General features: G+C 48.1%; 18 protein-coding genes and 1 pseudogene. 5 read left to right on the top strand and 14 right to left on the bottom strand.

The annotated features are described in order from the left end of the window. The first annotated feature begins 408 nt into the window (after positions 1-408). Positions 409-720, top strand: coding sequence for a hypothetical protein (locus SGI98_11855; protein MDZ4744097.1), 312 nt, complete (start codon positions 409-411; stop codon positions 718-720). Between the two features lies 1 nt (position 721). On the opposite strand, the gene SGI98_11850 is transcribed toward SGI98_11855, so the two are convergent. The 10 genes from SGI98_11850 to rnhC form a co-directional block, all read right to left on the bottom strand. After that, positions 722-1492 (bottom strand): choice-of-anchor M domain-containing protein, encoded by a 771-nt coding sequence (locus SGI98_11850; protein MDZ4744096.1) that lies wholly within the window; start codon positions 1490-1492, stop codon positions 722-724. Between the two features lie 41 nt (positions 1493-1533). Further along, complete coding sequence (locus SGI98_11845) at positions 1534-2244, bottom strand: prepilin-type N-terminal cleavage/methylation domain-containing protein (GenBank protein ID MDZ4744095.1); 711 nt, start codon at positions 2242-2244, stop codon at positions 1534-1536. Between the two features lie 537 nt (positions 2245-2781). Then, the gene (gene zigA / locus SGI98_11840) at positions 2782-4020 is read right to left on the bottom strand and encodes a zinc metallochaperone GTPase ZigA (GenBank protein ID MDZ4744094.1); all 1239 of its coding nucleotides are present in this window, start codon (positions 4018-4020) and stop codon (positions 2782-2784) included. Positions 4021-4160: 140 nt separating this feature from the next. After that, a complete protein-coding gene (locus SGI98_11835) occupies positions 4161-4946 on the bottom strand; it encodes an ATP-binding cassette domain-containing protein (GenBank protein ID MDZ4744093.1) in 786 nt (261 codons plus the stop codon). After that, positions 4943-5797 carry an ABC transporter ATP-binding protein gene (locus SGI98_11830; protein ID MDZ4744092.1) on the bottom strand — a complete coding sequence of 285 codons (855 nt, stop codon included), beginning with the start codon at positions 5795-5797 and terminating at the stop codon, positions 4943-4945. The genes SGI98_11835 and SGI98_11830 overlap by 4 nt, the downstream gene beginning before the upstream one ends. After that, complete coding sequence (locus tag SGI98_11825; protein ID MDZ4744091.1) at positions 5794-6906, bottom strand: ABC transporter permease; 1113 nt, start codon at positions 6904-6906, stop codon at positions 5794-5796. Before SGI98_11825 ends, SGI98_11830 begins: the two co-directional genes overlap by 4 nt. Beyond that, positions 6896-7864: an ABC transporter permease gene (locus SGI98_11820; protein MDZ4744090.1), complete on the bottom strand. Its 969-nt coding sequence runs from the start codon at positions 7862-7864 to the stop codon at positions 6896-6898. The genes SGI98_11825 and SGI98_11820 overlap by 11 nt, the downstream gene beginning before the upstream one ends. 209 nt (positions 7865-8073) lie before the next feature. Next, entirely contained in the window at positions 8074-9912 is a 1839-nt protein-coding gene (locus SGI98_11815; protein ID MDZ4744089.1) for an ABC transporter substrate-binding protein, read from the bottom strand. A gap of 163 nt (positions 9913-10075) precedes the next feature. Continuing rightward, positions 10076-11623, bottom strand: coding sequence for a response regulator (locus SGI98_11810; protein ID MDZ4744088.1), 1548 nt, complete (start codon positions 11621-11623; stop codon positions 10076-10078). 75 nt (positions 11624-11698) lie between these two features. Then, on the bottom strand, positions 11699-12628 hold the full coding sequence (gene rnhC, locus SGI98_11805; protein MDZ4744087.1) for a ribonuclease HIII: 930 nt from the start codon (positions 12626-12628) through the stop codon (positions 11699-11701). 91 nt (positions 12629-12719) lie between these two features. Between rnhC and rplM the strand changes: the two genes are divergently transcribed. Next, on the top strand, positions 12720-13148 hold the full coding sequence (rplM, locus tag SGI98_11800) for a 50S ribosomal protein L13 (GenBank protein MDZ4744086.1): 429 nt from the start codon (positions 12720-12722) through the stop codon (positions 13146-13148). Positions 13149-13161: 13 nt separating this feature from the next. After that, positions 13162-13557 (top strand): 30S ribosomal protein S9, encoded by a 396-nt coding sequence (rpsI, locus tag SGI98_11795; protein MDZ4744085.1) that lies wholly within the window; start codon positions 13162-13164, stop codon positions 13555-13557. A gap of 221 nt (positions 13558-13778) precedes the next feature. Here rpsI and pyrF read toward each other — a convergent pair whose 3' ends face one another. Next, positions 13779-14468: an orotidine-5'-phosphate decarboxylase gene (pyrF, locus tag SGI98_11790; protein MDZ4744084.1), complete on the bottom strand. Its 690-nt coding sequence runs from the start codon at positions 14466-14468 to the stop codon at positions 13779-13781. A 48-nt stretch (positions 14469-14516) separates the two neighbouring features. Between pyrF and ispE the strand changes: the two genes are divergently transcribed. Further along, entirely contained in the window at positions 14517-15380 is an 864-nt protein-coding gene (ispE, locus tag SGI98_11785; protein MDZ4744083.1) for a 4-(cytidine 5'-diphospho)-2-C-methyl-D-erythritol kinase, read from the top strand. On the opposite strand, the gene SGI98_11780 is transcribed toward ispE, so the two are convergent. After that, complete coding sequence (locus SGI98_11780; protein MDZ4744082.1) at positions 15377-16246, bottom strand: prepilin peptidase; 870 nt, start codon at positions 16244-16246, stop codon at positions 15377-15379. The two genes, ispE and SGI98_11780, sit on opposite strands and share 4 nt — an antisense overlap. Then, a complete protein-coding gene (locus tag SGI98_11775; protein MDZ4744081.1) occupies positions 16233-17135 on the bottom strand; it encodes a shikimate dehydrogenase in 903 nt (300 codons plus the stop codon). The genes SGI98_11780 and SGI98_11775 overlap by 14 nt, the downstream gene beginning before the upstream one ends. A gap of 67 nt (positions 17136-17202) precedes the next feature. On the opposite strand from SGI98_11775, the gene SGI98_11770 reads away from it, so the two are divergent. Next, the gene (locus SGI98_11770) at positions 17203-17481 is read left to right on the top strand and encodes an FHA domain-containing protein (protein ID MDZ4744080.1); all 279 of its coding nucleotides are present in this window, start codon (positions 17203-17205) and stop codon (positions 17479-17481) included. A 251-nt stretch (positions 17482-17732) separates the two neighbouring features. Here the strand turns inward: SGI98_11770 and SGI98_11765 are convergent. Beyond that, positions 17733-17930 (bottom strand): annotated as a pseudogene (locus tag SGI98_11765) (NADP-dependent isocitrate dehydrogenase). Between the last annotated feature and the right edge of the window lie 128 nt (positions 17931-18058).

Here is an 18058-nt window from a genome sequence, read left to right as displayed (position 1 = left end):
TCAGCCTTCCCCCTCAACCTCCGCCGCAAATCACTCAAATCCCTTCACCTCATGTAGTGGCGACCTTTTCATAACCTCTCATTTAAAATCAATAACTTATAACCTCCCACCCCTCCCTTTTTACCCCAGTTGCGGAAGTCGGGGTAAGACGGTGGAATGGTTTTGCTCCGGCTGAAAGCCGACTGTAAGCTTGAACCCCCGAGTTTCTGAAAAATTGAGGCCGCCTGAAAGTCGGCGGTATGAAACCAAAACGAGACATCGATAAGACTCATTCGAGCAGGGGGAATTGATCTTTATTATTTTCCTCAGTGAGGATTTCTTCTCCCCCTCTAGACCTAGTTTCAGCCTAGAATCTTACTCCTTCACATTCTCTCTTGATTCACGGCCTCTACCCCATGATAAAAGACTATCTCAGACCCCTTTCCGAAGTGTGTACCAAACTTTTCGTCGAGTTACTTTAGAGAGGCCCGTCTCGACGACGGACTCTTGGACATTTGCATCTCCAAGAGCCAGAAACATACCGACTTGATCCGTTACTTTGACGGCGTCCACTTCAAATTCCTCAAACGAATGAAAGACGTCGTTTCTCTCAGAGCCGTCTCTGTCACCATCACCTCTGAGAAAAAAAAAATCCCCGCCGCGATCGACGGGGAATACAGCGGCAGCCTGCCCGTGGAGTCTTCCGTTCAGAAAGCCGGGCTGCCGTTCATTGTGCCGTGACTCAAGCTACATTTTTCCTTCTCACTCGCACGACAGCCACACCCACGCAAATCGCTCCAAAAATAAGCATCGCATAGGTGGATGGCTCCGGAATCGGTAAAGGATTCATGGTACTAAAGGTAAATGTCCCAGTATCTGTCACCGGATTGCCCCCTATAAAACCCATTACTTCAAAGGTCAATTCATAGACACCCAACTCACTAAATGCCCAATTCACGTGGTCATGACCGCCTTCGACCACATAGAAATAGTTTCCCGCTGCCGGCGCAGCTAAAGTGGACATCCAGACTGTCGGGGCAAATCCTTGGAACATGGAGAACTGTCCCGGACCACTAAAACTCGTCAGCTCCATTCTCAACCAGCGAGCAGGCACGTTTTTTCCACCCCGCGGATCACCGGGATTCCATATATCAAAAGTTCCGGGATCGACTTCCTCAGCACCGATTCCTAGAAATAAAAGGTCGGGATCCGAGCTTTGGGGTAATATCCATACATTTTCACCGGCGGCCATTCCTAGAAAGTCCCATTGAGCTCCTGCCGGGCGCGAATTGATTGCCTCTACGGGATCAATAAACGCAAAAGCCTCGTTCGGCTGATACTCGATATTATTAGTATCATCATGCCAGTGCGGCTCTAGTCCCGCTCCTTCACCGAGTCCAAAATCCACATGCTCTGTAGTCAAAGCGGTCTGAGCGGCGACCGGATATAGGCACAGAGATATGCTCCCGATCATCATTACTGCGAGTATCCTGATATTCATCGTTGTTTTCATATTACTTTTCCTTTTGGTTTTTTGGGGCTTTTTTGGGTTTTCTAAATCGAAGGCGGTCTTGCTGGATTAATCCCTCTATCTATAATTTTTTTCAACTCGTTGGCTTTCATCCCCTCCACGCGCCCATCCCCGTAGAGATAGTTACCGACACCCGAAGTGTTATTTGTCGTGCCCGCTCCAGACCGGTGCCGGTCAGGCTGGATGTCAGAGATGACTCTATTCCATGTATTCCAATTCCGGCTGTGGGTATGGTCATTCATCCCCGAGACACCAACCCTGTCAGAGACAATAAAGACGAATATTGTGCCCCCGAGATTTACCAATGAGTCCATATGTCGAAATGACTCGAGTATCACTCCAAAAGGACTCGCATGATCTACCGCGATAAATTCATTGAGAATATAACTCGTACCTCTCGCATTTTTCCGAGCTAAACCGCGTGGATCGGAAGGGCATATCCTGATATCATCAAATCCCCCGCCCACATAATCCTCCAGTTGGTAAATCCAAGAATTCTGCATCCCGCCCCCGTGAGTCGTCGTCGGGAGCCATCCCCCGTTATCTAAAGCATACGAAATCATCGCTATCCCGATCTGACGCATGTTACTCGAGCATTTTACCTGATTGGCCCGGACTTTTGCAGCACTTATGGCGGGAATGGCAATGCTGCCCAGAATCGCAATCACAGCGATCACCACGAGTAATTCAACAAGCGTGAATCCATTTTTAGAAGATGTTATTTTTTTACCCATTATCGCAATTCAATTGCAATAACAAGTAGGCCGCTATAATGCAAGTCTTTTGCGTTATTTTAAATTTATTTAGTCAAGGATTAATCGTATTTATTTGTTTGTACTTAGCCCCGATTCCGTAACCCCTGATTTGGAGTACGTCCCTTGTGCGTCTTGAGACTCGTAAAATATAGATCACCACCGCACTCTTCCGCCCTGTGTGTCTGAGGCGTTAAAAATACTTTTTTGATCCCCCTCAGTAAGCAGGGCTCCTTGCCTTTTTAACATCCCACAGTCGAACCTGCTACAGAAAAATCTCAACTCACTGTCCCCACCCCATGGCGATCTTGGCGGTTTAAAATCCTTTTTACCGCCCGACAGGGTCCTACACGGCATCAAATCTCCGGCACAGCGGAGAGCAATTTGCGTGTGTAATCGTGTCGGGGTGACTCGTAGGTGGCCTCGGCGGAGGCGTGGTCGACCGATCTTGCCGTGGTGCATGACCAGTACCTCGTGACTAATATGCTCCACCACAGCCAGGTCGTGGGAGATAAAAACTTATGCTTCTGTCTCGACTTGTTCCTGAATTTCCCACACAGGGAAAGGATCTGGCAAATGTCGCCACTTATCTGGACCAAGATCCATTTCCTGATCCGTCAGCAGACATTGATCGAATTTTTGGATAAGGTCATCTTTATCCATATTGATTCCAATCAGCACAATTTCCTGACGCCGATCACCGTAGGGTTCGCGCCAATTTCTTTTAATCAAGTCGAGATATTGCTCTTCTTCAGGCCATTGTTCCTTATCAACGGACGCCCACCACATACCCGCCATTTTGTCATGGCAAATGGCTCCCGCCTGAGCCCATTCCCCAGAAAAATCCATACGGCTGGCCAACCAAAAATAACCTTTTGAACGAATCACTCCGTCCCATTCGTTTTTTGTCCAATTAAAAAAGCGAAGAGGATGGAAGGGACGTCTTGCTTTGTAAACGAAACTGGATATTCCATATTCTAGTGTTTCCGGAATGTGTTCTCCTCTCAATTCACGCAGCCAGCCTGGTGCCTGTGCGGCTTCCTCAAAATTGAATAACCCGGTATTTAAAACACCATCAAGAGGAATCTGCCCATGTGAGGTGGTCATTATACGGGCACGGGGATTAAAAGTTTTGAGGATTCCTTCCAAGTGTGCAATTTTCTCCGCCGATAGTAAATCCGTTTTATTGATGACAATGACATCGGCAAACTCAATCTGGTCAACAATTAAATCCACGACAGTGCGTTCATCTCCTTCCCCCATGGATTGTCCACGTTCCATAATAAGATCCGTAGATTGAAAATCATTCAAAAAATTATATCCATCGACAACAGTGACCATGGTATCCAAACGAGAGAGATTCGAGAGGCTGTTTCCCTCCTCATCCTCAAAGGTAAAAGTTTCCGCTACGGGTAAGGGTTCTGCAATGCCTGTGGACTCGATCAGTAGATAGTCAAAACGCCTTTCCTTTGCTAATCGTGCCACTTCTTTGAGTAAATCCTCTCGAAGAGTACAGCAGATACAGCCATTACTCATCTCCACGATTTTTTCCTCTGTTCGGCTGAGCTGTGCCACCCCGTCCCTAATGAGCGATGCATCGATATTCACTTCACTCATATCGTTTACGATGACGGCGACCTTTTTACCTTCCCGATTCCCAAGTATATGGTTGAGCAAAGTCGTCTTTCCCGCACCGAGGAATCCTGATAGGACAGTGACAGGAAGTCGTTTATCGATATTATTTTTTAATGGAATCATAGGTAGTGAGTCATCTAAAGAGGAATATTCTACAAATGCAAGTATATTGCGTTATTAGAAGTCGGCAGGACTCCATATCTCCCTATGAATGATTCCGAAATGAATACATTTTATGTCACAAGTCTACCTCGGCCCCCCCCTCAAATCTTCGGCACAGCGGAGAGCAATTTGCGTGTGTAATCGTGTTGGGGCGACTCGTAGATGGCCTCGGCAGAGGCGTGTTCGACGATCTTGCCGTGGTGCATGACCAGTACCTCGTGGCTAATATGCTCCACCACCGCCAGGTCGTGGGAGATAAAAAGGTAAGTGAGCGCAAATTGCTCCTGGAGGTCCTGGAGCAAATTAATAATGGAAGCCTGCACGGACACGTCCAGGGCACTGACTGCCTCGTCACAAACGATAAACTCGGGGTTCACCGCCAAAGCCCGCGCGATCCCGATCCTTTGCCTCTGGCCACCGCTGAATTCATGGGGGTAACGGCTCATGACCTCTTTTTTTAAGCCGACCTGCGTGAGCAATTTGCCCACACGCTCCCGCCGTTCATCCTTGGAAAGGGAGGGTTCATGAATCTCGAAAGCTTCCCCGATAATCTGAAAAATCGTCATCCTCGGGTTAAGCGAACTATACGGGTCTTGGAAAATCATCTGCATTTTACGGCGGCAAGGTCTGAATTCATTTTCGCCTATGGCTAGGATATTTTTATCCTCAAAAATCACTTCCCCGCCGGTTACCGGAGCCAGCCGGAGCATAGCGCGGCCGATGGTTGTTTTGCCGCTCCCACTTTCGCCGACTAACCCGACGGTCTTACCCTTTGGAATCGAGAAAGAAACATCGTCTACGGCTTTGACTTCAGCAATTTTTTTCCCGAAAATCCCACCATAAACCGGAAAATAAACTTTAAGATTTTTGACTTCAATCAGGTTCATACGTTCACCTTTGAGTAATCGATTGTTTTCAGGCGTTTGGCCCGTGCACCCATGCGGGGGACACATTCAATCAGTGCCTGTGTATAAGGATGCTGGGGGTTTTTGATGACTTCTGCCGTCGGTCCGAACTCCACGATCTTCCCGCGGAACATCACCGCGACCTTGTCGGCTATCCCGCTGATGATCGAGAAATTATGTGTAATAAGTATGATCGCCATCCCGATTTCTTTTTTCAGGTCACGCAAGAGCTCGAGGATCTGGGCTTGGATCGTGACATCGAGGGCTGTGGTGGGCTCATCCGCCACGAGTAAATCAGGATGACAAGCCAGGGCCATTGCGATCATGACACGTTGTTGCATCCCGCCACTGAGCTGGTGGGGGTAATCATGAAACCTCAAGGCCGGGTCCTTGATCCCGACGAGTTCTAATAACCGGATAATCTCCCTGTCAATATCCTTGATATCCGGACGGTGTAGCTGGAGAACCTCCGCAATTTGCGAGCGGATCTTAAAAACGGGGTTCAAGGAAGAGGAAGGTTCCTGAAAGATATAAGAGATTTTCCTCCCCCGGATCGAGCGCAGCTCGGACGGGGACATGGTAAGGGTGTCTTTCCCGTGGAAAAGGATTTGTCCCCCAGAATAAATCGCCGGGGGTGTCGCAATGAGCTTGGTAATCGATAGGGCGGTCACACTCTTGCCACTGCCACTTTCGCCGACGACAGCCAGGGTTTCACCCTTGGCCAGCTGGAATGATATTCCGTCAACAGCCTTCACGATCTGGTCGCCGTCTTGGAAATGGATACGTAAATCGCGCACGTCCAAAAGGGGTTCTAATGCTGGTTGCTCACTCATTTGATTACTTTCATCTTAGGGTCCAAAGCATCCCGGAGTCCATCCCCCAGAAAGTTAAATGCCAGAACGACCACAAAAATGACAAATCCCGGCGATAAAATCCACCAAAACGATGTCAAAACTCGATGGCTCTGGGCTTGGGCCAGCATGAGGCCCCAACTGGTGTCCGGGTCTTGGATGCCTACCCCGATAAAACTCAATGCCGCCTCACCGAGGATATACCCCGGAATCGACAGGGTCGCCGCCACGATACAATAACTCAATGTCGAAGGCAGGATATGCCGGATAATAATGACCAAATCCTTTTGTCCCAAGGCCCGAGCCGCCACCACATAAGGTTTCTCCCGTTCAGAAAGTACCATCCCGCGGATGACCCGGGAAAAACCCGCCCACCCGATAAAGCTCAAGATCACTACGATCATCAGGTACACTTGTGTCGAGGACATATTCTGCGGGAATGAAGACCTCAACGAAAGAATCAGGTAAAGCCCGGGCACCGACATCAGCACCTCTGAGGAACGCATAATGATCGTATCCCATATCCCTCCGTAATAACCGGATATCCCGCCCACCAAAAGGCCTAAGGGGAATGTGATCAAACACCCGATCAACCCGATCGAAAGGGAAATCTGTCCCCCCATCAGTAATCGCGAAAATACATCACGCCCATATTGATCGGCCCCGAGTAAATAAATCCGGGCGGGTGCTTCCACCCCAAAAAAATGGGTTTTCATCGGGATGAACCCGAAAAGCTTGTATTCATTCCCCTCGACAAAAAAACGGATGGGATACATTTTTGTTTTATCTTCCTCATACCGCGTCGTTATCCGGTCAGCCATCTGGTAATCATAAATAAAAGGGCGGAACAAAAACTTCCCTTCCGCCGTAAAAAAATGAATCCGTGTCGGTGATTGGAATGACTTATCGAGGAAATTCTTCCGGTAGTCATAGGGCGCCAGGAAGGGCGCAAGTAGGACTAACACATAAATCACAGCCAAAAAATACAGGCAAAAAAGAGCAACCCGGTTCGAGCGCAATTTATCGAAGGATAAAAGCCAGGGGTGACGCCCTTCAATGGATTTTTCGCCTTGTACGGGGTTATTTATCATAACGGATCCTCGGGTCCACGGCGGCTAATAATATATCGGCAAGCAGATTACCCACCATGAGCAGTACGGAAGCCATAATCACACTAGCCATCACGAGGTAATAATCCTTCGCAAAAAAGGCCTCGACAGTCAGCCGCCCCAATCCCGGCAGGCTCATCACATTCTCCACGAGGAATGCCCCGCTCAATAAGCCGGAGAGGGAATAACCGAAAACGGTGATCAGGGGATTAATCGCATTACGAAAGACATGCTTAAAATACACGGCAAAGTCGGAAAGCCCTTTTGCCTTTGCACTCGTCACATACTCGGCCCTCATAGTTTCAATAAAATTCCCACGCATCAAGCGCATGAGGGAGGCGATACCCCCGATTCCCAGCACGAGCGTCGGCAAAATCAGGTGGTGCAAGAGATCAAGGGCTTTCCCCACCGGGGAAAGATAATCATAGTCCACCCCATAAAGGCCTCCCACAGGGAAAAGCCCCGTAGCCAAGGCTACCCACAAGGCGAGGAGCGCTAAAAAGAGTTCCGGTAGGGAAAGTGCAGCAAAAGCGAGGAATCCCGCTATCCGGTCAAAGATGGAATCCTTATAAATCGCCGCTAACACCCCGAGGGGAATCGCAATCGACCACGAGAATAGGGTCGAGGCAAAGGCGACAATAAATGTATTAAAGAGCCGGTCCCCGATCAATTGAGTGACCGGGACCCGGTATTGGAAAGATTCGCCAAAATTTAATGTCGCCGCATTCCCTAGCCAATGGGAATAACGAACATACCAAGGCCTGTCCAAGGCAAATTGCACACGCATTTTATCGATTTGCTCAGCGGATATCTGGGGATTGAGCCTCAAGGTATCTAAGTAATCCCCCGGGGCGAGTTCCATCAGGAGAAACGACAGGAATGATATCCCCAGCAATACGGGAATCATATGCAATAGCCGCCTGATGATATAGGTTTTCAATTCTTTTTAGGGTCCTTACCGTGTCATGTTTTACTACTCTCTATTCCTTCCCGAGGACTGCCCCGGAAAAGCCGGACTTCCCGCACAATTTAAACAAGCCCATCCTAAGTGCAAGCCACGAGTTCACCCCCCCCGGACCTCTCCTCTATCCGTCCATTTTGACGGGTCAAGCTCAGGAGCGGAAATAAGGAGGAGATTGGTTCCTGAGGTTATTTATCCAGCCACAGTTCATCAAAGTTCCAAAGGATAGAGCCTTGGGGGGGGATATCGATATTCTTGATAAAATTATAATAGGCGGCGTAGGATTGGGGGGTGACAGTGTAGATATACGGGGACTCTTCGCTCATGATCATCTGCACTTCATCAAAATATTCTCGGCGTTTTTTCTCGTCGAGGGTTTTGAGTTGTTTCTGCATGAGCTCATCGATCCGGGCTTCCCAAGGTGTCGCCGGTGTTTTTTGGTTAGGATACCATTGGTGCATGCGCCCACTGCTCATGAGTACACTCATACTGGAGACCGGATCGGGGGCACCCCCGCCGAGGCCGAGCATGATGGCGTCATAATCGTAGGTGTCCGTGATTTTATTTACGAGGGCATTAAAGTCCACTGTCTTGAGCTGGACATCCATTCCTAGTTTCTGGAAGTCCTCGACGAGGATATTCCCGATTTGTTCGCGGGTATTATTCCCCTGATTGGTCAGCAGTGTCCAGGCCACGGGGTTTCCCGATTCATCGAGCAATTTGCCTTGGGCATTATATTTAAATCCGGCTTCCTGGAGCAATTTGCGCGCGGCATCTAAGTCATAAGGGTACTTCCTCACATTCGGGTTATTCCATTTATCAGCCTCATTTTTGATTCCCCACAGGGGGGTGCCTAGTCCGAGCAGGACAGACTGAATGATGCCGTTACGGTTAATCGAGTGGGAGACGGCTTGGCGGAATTTTTGGTTCTGGAACCATTTCAGTTTTACCGAGTCGACAAAAGGTTTTTGTGTCTTCGGGTTTTTACCTTGGTTCATATTAAACCAAAGGAAATTGATCGTCGTGCTCGGGCCGCGGTCAATCATGGTGATCTTACCGGATTCATCCACTTTCTTTTTTACCGTGGCGACATCTTCGGGACGAACCCCTAGGTCATAGGATTCCCCCGCCAAAAAACGCATCAGGACGGCATTCATATCCGGCACCACGTTAAACACGATCTTATTAATATAGGGCAAACGTTCTTTTAACGTATTCACCTTCCAGTAATGGGGATTACGCGTCAGAACAGTCCTTTGCCCGGGGATATAACTCTCGATGGTGTACGGCCCTGTCCCGACGATATCTGTCAAGGCAGCATTCACCCCCCACGTGGATTCGAATTTCCCCTCCTTTACAGCTTGTTCGAGTTTATGTTTGGGGAGGATGGATGTTCCGATAAAAGTAGTTAATGGGGCGTAAATATCCGGGGTAACAATTTGCACGGTCTCATCATCGATTTTGGTGACAGTAAAGGGTTTTCCGTCAATGGAGAGGTAATCACGTTCGCGGTTAACGATTTTAGGATTATAAATCACGTCATTAAAGGTGAAGACCACGTCATCGGCTGTCAGCGGCGTGCCATCACTCCATTTAATGCCTTTACGCAAATGGAAAGTCCATGTCTTCTGGTCCGCGGCGACTTCCCAAGACTTGGCCAAGGACGGTTCCGCCTGCTGGGTTTTTGAATTGTATTCGGTCAACCCCTTAAACACAAAACCGATGATATCCGTAGAGGAGGATTCCTCCGCCATCACGGGATTAAATGTTTTTGGATCCCCAAAAGTGGCGCTGAGATAGACGCCCCCAAATTTTCCCGGCTGACTTTTGACCATCACCGCATCCTCGGGAATCGGATTCCGATCAACAAAAATCTCCTGCTTTTTCGCCGAACAGGATATCAGGAGTAGGGCAGAAAGACAGAATACAGGTAGAGAACTGAGTCTCCCCCACCCCTGCACCGTGAGGGCGCAGGCCCCGTTTAAAATACCGTACGAACGATCCTGAATTACTTTTATCATTGGCATGGTCATGGAGTAACAAAAACCCACGAAAGAAAAAAGTTTTATCGCGGAAGGTATTTATCACGACTCTAAATACTCCTAAAAAAGGGAAATCTGTTTTTTCCCTGTCGATTCTATTGACCTCTAAACAAATTGCGCGAAAGACCAGAGGAATCGAGTAGATACTTCAGACCACGTTGAGATTCATACGGGCATCCGCCGTGGTGGCCAGTTTGTCGAGGGCGCGTTCCAGGTCATTAAGCATGAAAGGCTTGTTCAGGTAAGGCAAATTGTATTCATTCAAGAAACTGGAGGAGTCACTCCGGACGACATCCCCAGTGATGAACATCATATTGGCCGCCAGCTTAGGATTAATTTTTTGAATGGCTTTAAAGAGGGTTTTCCCATTCACGTGCGGCATTCTCATATCAGAGATAATGGCATCGGGTTTTTCCTTGATAATCTGGGTCAGTGCCATACGTCCGTCAGCTGAGAGGATGACTTCATAACCTAAAGACTCCAAAAGCTGGCTCAAAACCATCCTGATACCTTCTTCATCATCGACGACCATGATTTTTTTATAAATTTCACGTGCCCCATGGGTGCCATCACCACTTTCGAGTGTCTCATCCGGGGTATCAGAGACGATCCCGTATTGTTGGGGGTCCATCACAGGGATGAGGATAATAAACTCTGCTCCACGAGGGAAAACATTCTTCACGGAAATCTGCCCGCCGTGTTCCGCCACAATCCTGCGGCAGATGGATAACCCCATGCTCACCTTCCGTTCACATGCAGGATTCACATAAAAAGCATTAAATATTTGAGGTAAATCCGCCTCTGGGAATGCTGGGCCATTATCACTAATGGCTAATTTCAGCATGTCCCCCTCCATGCCTGAAGAGATCTTAATGGTCCCTGTAAGTCCAGACATAATGATCGATTCCATCGACTGGTTCATCAGGTTTAGGATTAGCTGCTGTATCCGGTAAGAATCACCCACCGTCAGGGGAACCTCATTAAGGTCGAACTCCATCAGCATATTATTGACGGTTAACTCATACTGACGGATTTCAAAAGTCTTTTGGATGATTTGATTTAAGTCCACACGCCCGACTTTGGTCTCGTGTTTTTTAGCGAGGGTTAAAAGGTTTGAAACAATCCCTTTCGCACGGAGGGTCTGGTCACCGATCATGGTGATGTCAGAGAAAAGTTTCTCATCGATGCCCGGGCGGGATTGGATCAAGTTTGCCGAACTCCCGATAATCGTCAGGAGGTTATTGAGTTCATTGGCCGCCCCGAGTAGGACTTCCTTAAATGTGAAAAGTTCCTCAGTCTGGAGGAGTTGCTCCTGGAGTTCTTTTTCGTAAAAAAGATCCTTAAATGTCAGGATAGCCCCAGTGATCCCTGTAGTATCCCTGTCCGGAAAAATGGTAATCTGGAAAAAACCGGTCGTTCCGCCCGAGTTAAAAGCGAGTTGATTCCGGTAATTTTCTAATTGCCCCGAGATAACCTGCTGGAGGGCCTCTTCAATATTAATATAAAATTCACTATCTTTAAGTGTGAACTGCAGAGGTTTACCCACGGCTTGACGCACATCCCCCCCCTCGACATAATCCTGTGAGATCGTCTCGTAAGCCGACCGGTTCATCTGGGTAACAACGGCTGATGAGTCCACAATGACAAGCATGTCATCTAGGCAATCTAATAAATATTGGCTATCTTCAGGATTCATCTAAAAAAATTTTCTCTTTCGAGGCTGCATCATGCTCAGTGCCGGATAAAAATCAAGCAATCGATCTGATTCGCCTTAAATTAATGATTTCACCTCTTCAAAAGTCTTAAAGTGTGTCTTGCAAATTTCATGTAAAGCTCCCACCCCCGACTTCGTCGCGATCCCGCGGGCGACTTCCTTGACCTGGGCAGAAGCCCCCTTGGGCAGGATCACCCCCATTTTATTGCCTAAAGCATATAATCCTTGGACAAATCCATCCCGGGCGAGGATCGAAGCCGCCGCCACTGCATAATCACTTTCCGCCTTGGTCCGCTGGATGAGTTTGATTTGTTTGCCTTTGTCACCGAGGAATTTTTTAACCGTCCATTCACTCACGGAGAATTTATCAGAAATCGCCAAAGGACATTGTTCTGTTTTTTTAAGGACATTCTCGAGAGCGGTCGCATGGGCCCATCCTAATATCTCATTCACACTTCCCATCCGCTGCCACATGGCGGAATATTTCGCTGGACCAATAGAGATCACATCATAGACAAGCCCATGGATATGACGGATTTCTTTTGAGATATCAGCGATTTTTTTATCACTCGTGATTCGTTTGGAGTCTTTCACTCCCAAATCTTTAAGCTGATAGACGATCTCCTCGTTCACATACACCGCCGCCGTCACCAAAGGCCCGAAAAAGTCCCCTTTTCCACTCTCATCGACCCCCACCCGTGTCAGTAATTGATCGGGATTTAACTCAAACTCATACCCGATCTTCGCCTCCTTGAGGACTTCAGGCTCTAAAATAAATTGGACAAATTCCTCGGTACCTTTGCCTTGGACAAGGCATTTTCCACTCTCAAAAACCGTCACATTCAGTTTGTTTTTCCCGGCCGAAAATACCGCATAAGGCACGTCTTTAAAGGCGAATTCCTTATTTTTGAGGATTTCCTTGAGGACTTTTGCCTGATCGGGGGCGATCGGGGTCGTATAGCTGGTGATAGGCTTCGGGGAGGACATTTGATATCTCTTTTAAAAATGTTTTTGACAGAAGACAAGCAATCGTTATTAATACTCGGCTCTTGTTGTTAAGAAAGGAAGAGTTATTGAAATGAGAACATTCTCTGCTAAAAAAGAAGAAGTAATCCGCAAATGGTATGTTGTGGATGCGAAAGACGTTATCTTGGGCCGTCTGGCGACAAAAGTCGCCGACATTATCCGAGGCAAAAATAAGGCCATTTTTACCCCCCACGTGGACACGGGCGACTTTGTCATTGTTATTAATGCCGAAAAAATCCGTCTCACAGGAAAAAAAGAAAACCAAAAAACCTATATGTCCTACTCCGGCTTTATCGGTGGACATAAATCCGAAACGGTCGCCAAACGCCGCGAACGCCATCCGGAGCTCTTGGTTTTTAATGCTGTCAAAGGCATGGTTCCTCATAATACTCTGGGTCGTGAAATCATTAAAAAACTCCGCGTATTCAAAGGCAGCGAACATGAGCATGCCGCCCAAAATCCTGAACCCCTATCGATTTAATTACTAAAAGTATATGGCAACCACTCAATCACCTGCAGCAATCGGCCGTCGTAAAGAAGCCACAGCAAGCGTCGTTCTAAAACCCGGTACGGGCAAAGTCGAGGTTAATGGCCGCGATTTCGAAGCTTACTTCACCACTCTAAGCCTTCAAAACCAGATTTTGAATCCTTTTATTGTGACCGAAACAACAAAAAAATTCGATATCAAAATCACCGCTAAAGGTGGTGGAATCACTGGTCAAGCCGGCGCAGCACGCCACGCCATTTCCCGCGCCCTTTGTAAATACGATGAGACACTCCGCGCTGTTCTTAAAAAAGCAGGATTCATGACACGTGATCCCCGTATGAAAGAACGTAAGAAATCTGGTCAACCCGGTGCCCGCCGTCGTTTCCAATTTTCAAAACGTTAAATTATTCTTTCCCAATATATGCAGCCACTTCTTGGCTGCATTCTCCCGAAACCCCACCTCCCCCGGTGGGGTTTCATTTTTTCATCAATCATAATCATTCACCCCTCCTGTATTCTTTTCTGTTTGGGGTAAATGCTGGCATCATCCATGGCAGAGATAGAGTCCATGCCGGAAAATCAGGGTGGATCAGATGGATACACCTCCTGCTCTACAGGGATATCCTAATCAATTTCAGCGAGGATGTCTTCGGCGGCCTTACGACGGTCAGGAGCCTCAATGATCGGGCGACCAATCACAAGGAAGCCTGCCCCCGCATCGATAGCCTGTCTCGGGGTCATGATCCGTTTCTGGTCCCCTGTATCGGCCCCAGCCGGACGGATACCGGGGACTACCAATGTCAGTTTCTGGCAAATATCATTCTTGATCAATGAAATCTCGTGGGCAGAACAAACCAATCCGTCCACTTTTGAATGCTGCGCTAAACGGGCCAGATTCAGGACCTGCCCGGATACGGTATGATCGATCCCGATTTCCTCCATATCCGACTGATCCATACTCGTCAGGACAGTGACGGCTAAAACCACCGGTTTACGGGCTACTTTACCCGCAGCCTCCATAGCCGAGTGCATCATGTCTGATCCCCCCGAGGCATGGATGGTCAGCATTCCTACATCTAAGGAACCGGCAGAGGTCACCGCGTGCGCGACCGTATTTGGAATATCGTGAAATTTCAGATCAAGGAAAACATCTGCTCCTTTTCCCCTGATATAGGACACAAGCCCCGGACCGAACCGGGTGAACATCTGCATGCCCACTTTAAAATAGGCGACACAATCATGAAGCTCCTCGACTATTTTTTTAGCTTCTGATTCTTCAGGCACATCCAAAGCGACGATTAGTTTTGACTTCATCATAGTGAAAATTTAAGCCTCTCTATCAGGAAACGCAAACGCTTCCTTATGACTATGAAGATTTTTTCGCCGGCAAAAACGAACCTTTATCTCCGAATTACCGGAAAACGTCCTGACGGCTTTCATGAGCTTGAAACGCTCATGGTGCCCCTGAGTCTCGGGGATTGGTTAGAGATCGAGGAGGATTCCTCCGGTAAAACCACCCTGTCCTGTAACCAGCCTGATGTGCCTTGCGACGAGACTAACCTCGTTTATAAGGCCGTAAAAACCCTCGAAAACGCACTCAAAATCCCCGCCCGCGGACTCCATATCCACATTGAGAAATACACTCCGATGGGAGGAGGTATGGGGGGAGGCTCGAGCAATGGGGCCGTGACACTCAAGGCATTAAACGGACTTTGGAATCTGAGTCTCGACGATGCCCGACTAGAGCAATTTGCTGCGGAATTCGGCTCAGACTGTTCCTTTTTTGTAAAAGCTACCCCTGCTATTTGCACAGGGCGCGGGGAAAAAATCGAACCCGTCGCACTCGCGCGCAAATTGCACCTCGTCATGGTTAATCCAGGATTTGGAGTATCCACTAAATGGGCCTATGAAGCCTATGCCACATGTCCCGCGCAAATTGCCCCACCGATCGGCACCCTCGTGGATGTCATCAATAGCGGGAACTACGACCAGCTCCAAAAACATATCTTTAATTCGCTAGAGCTGCCTGTCTTAAAAAAACATCTCGTTTTGAATATCCTCAAGGAAGACCTCCTGAAATCGGGAGCGATAGCCTCCATGATGAGCGGGAGTGGGGCGACCGTTTTCGGGATTGCGGACACGAAAGAATCGGCCACACAAATAGCCTTAAAAATGCGTGAATCCTACGGGGCTGACCTTTTTATCGCGACTTGCGAGACCCTTTAAAAACCGGTAATGAGTCCGATAGCCTGTTTGGCTACCTCTTCGGATGGGATTAATGTCCTGAGATACCAATCCCATAACCTGTCACCACCGACCATCCAGATATAAGCACCAAAAGAAAGGTAAGGACCAAAAGGAATCTTTGTGGAAAGCTCCTTCTTTTTGCCTGCCACTAAGGAGAGTCCGACGGCAGCCCCCGCAAAGGAGGCTATCACGAGGGAGAATAGAACCGCCTGTGCCCCGAGAAACGCCCCGATCCCGGCTAGGAGCTTCATATCCCCCATGCCCATGGCATCTTTTTTAAAGGCTATTTTACCCAAGTATCCCACGATCCAGAGGAGGCCATAACCAAATAATGCACCCCATATTCCCAAACCAAAGGAAGTACCATAATCTTCCGTCCGGTGTAAATTAGGCCAAATCGCACTCAAAACGATCCCCATGACAATACTCGTTTTTGTAATCTCATCGGGAATAATATAATGCTCAAAATCAATACCTGAACCGGCAATCAAGAACCCGGTAAGAATCAAATAAAGGAATGCCGTAACGGCGTTACCCGGATGGGCTGACCATACCCAGAGGAATAACACCCCGGTCAATACCTCGACAATCGGATACCGGATCGAGATGGGTTGCCCGTCAAAACGTGACTTCCCTTTAAGCATTAGATAACTGACAATAGGGATATTGTCATACCAAGGAATACTTTTCCCGCTCGTTGTGCAAAATGATCTCCGGGGGCTATTCACAGACAAATCGCGCGGCAATCGATAGATAACCACATTCAAGAAAGACCCTATACAGGCTCCGAAGATAAACACCACCACCATCATCGGTCCACTCATTAAGATATCATTTAATTCCATAGATCGCTTTCTTTAATGCTTCGCCCATTACTTCTAGCGGAGCTTGCTTTTTTGTCCAGATTTCAAATGCTTTAGCCCCTTGATGGAGGAGCATCGATAATCCTCCTGCGGCGTGGATCCCCAGGGATTCCGCCCCCGAGATAAAAGCCGTTTTGTCCTTCCCGTAAAGCATATCATAGGCGCAAAGACTTTCCTTGTGTCCTGAAACTGTCCCGAAATCCAGTGGACTCACCGGTTTCTCCCCCAGCCCGGCACTCGTCGAATTCACCACCAGATCAATTTGCTCCCACGCAATTTGCCCGGGGTTCACCATATACGTATTCTCTAATCCCAGTCCGGGAATCAATGCGGCGACCTTCTGCGGGGTGCGGTTATGCCATAAAACCTCCGCCCCCTGCTTTTCTAGGGTAATCGCCGCTGTCTGGCCAGCTCCACCAGCTCCCAGTAAAAGAACGGTCTTGCCTTGAGGATCAAATGACAGATCAGTCTCCAACCCTTTCAAAAGGCCGTAGCCGTCAGTCGAATATCCCTCAGGCAGGGAGCCGCTGCCCGGCCAGTCAAAAAGCAGGGTATTAGCCGCCTGGACAGTCTCAGAGGATTCATCCCGCTGATCAATCATGTGGTAGGCCATTACTTTATGCGGCACTGTCAGATTTAATCCGATGAAATTTTTCTCACCAAAAATCCGGAGGGCCTCCTTTAAATCCTTGTCCTCAATCTCGAAACGGAAGTAACGCCAATCTTTGAATTCCGCAAATTGCTCCAGCGCGGCATTTTGCATCGGGGGTGAAGCGGAATGTTTCACCGGAAACCCTACCACCCCTAACGAAGGCTCTTTACGCGACCACGCCCGTAGGTCTTTGATGGTATAAAATTGCTGGAAAAACATGACAGCCAAAACTATGGCCTGAATTTTCCCTTTTGACAATTGCTTGATTCAGCTATGATATGCTTCGATGAAAGAGAAAGAAAAAATTGTCGAACTGGAGGAAAAAGAACTCAGTTTTTCCGATGAACCACTCGTCTTTGGACGTGCGGAGGATTGTGACGTTTGTATCGAAGATACGAGCATGTCCCAGCGCCATTGCGCCATCCGCACTTGGGATGACCTGCTTTTGATTAAAGATTTAAACTCCACGAACGGGACAAAGGTTAATGGTCTCAAAATCGACCGGATCGCCATCCTCAAACCCGGTGACAAAGTCCAGATCGGTAACGTTATTTTCGAGATTTAAGGATCTCGGGGCTGTTTCCTCACGCGGAATAAGGCCCATCCTATCACCTCTCTTCAACCATCACCCTCTCTTAAAGGTGGTAGTATTAAACTAAAAATAAGACATAAAAAAAGCCGGAGCAAATTGCCCCGGCTTTAAAATCTCACGTCTTCTGAACCCGGAATTCGGAACTCTCTCGATTTTCCTTTACCCCCCTACATGTGGGCGATGATATTATCACCGAATTCTGAACACTTGATCTGGGTGGCACCCTCCATCCAAGCGATCTTTTTCTTCCCGCCGTAAGCCTTTTCGAGAGCGGCATCCATGACCTTTTTTTCACTCGCCGCCCAGATGTCAGGATATGTTCCATCCCCACGGATAAATGGGATAATCGGTTGATCCAGGACTGTGAGCACCCTGTTTTGAATTGAAAATTTTTCCCCCAGCTGGAACCTTACAAGTCGTATATGCTATAATCTTGGTTCTTTGCTGATTAATCTTAGAGATTTTTGTGCATTTTGTTTAATCCTGAAAGCCAAGAGGTTCAAGAAAATCTTCACAGGGTTTAGTCAAGTCATCCCCGCCCCGGAAAATC

This window comes from Verrucomicrobiota bacterium, from assembly GCA_034440155.1.
Lineage (GTDB): Bacteria > Verrucomicrobiota > Verrucomicrobiia > JAWXBN01 > JAWXBN01 > JAWXBN01.
The sequence above is the reverse complement of the archived record's forward strand: the minus strand, read 5'-3'. Positions and strand labels throughout refer to the sequence as shown.